We start from the raw sequence: 260 nt of genomic DNA, 5'->3' as shown, positions 1-260 counted from the left end.
GCTCTGTTGATGGTGATGACACTTTCATTGTTAGTTTATTCAATCGCGCAAAGACGAATGAGAGCGAATATGAAAAAAGAAAAAGCCACGATAGCGAATCAAATCAATAAAGAAATATCTAACCCAACATTACGCTGGGTCTTTCAGTGTTTTGAGGGAATTAATCTACTCCAGCAAGGCGACAAAATCAGCTTGGATGGTTTTGATGAGTTCAGGGAAAAAATAATAAGGCTCATTGGTGGACATGCGTTGCATTTATA

The 260-nt window shown here is 38.1% G+C and carries 1 pseudogene; it reads left to right on the top strand.

The features are described 5' to 3' along the window. Positions 1–69 precede the first annotated feature (69 nt). Positions 70–260 (top strand): annotated as a pseudogene (locus H5119_RS20810) (hypothetical protein); the annotation flags it as partial.

It is taken from the genome of Pseudoalteromonas sp. SG45-5, assembly GCF_014164085.1.
Lineage (GTDB): Bacteria > Pseudomonadota > Gammaproteobacteria > Enterobacterales > Alteromonadaceae > Pseudoalteromonas > Pseudoalteromonas aliena.
The sequence above is the reverse complement of the archived record's forward strand: the minus strand, read 5'-3'. Positions and strand labels throughout refer to the sequence as shown.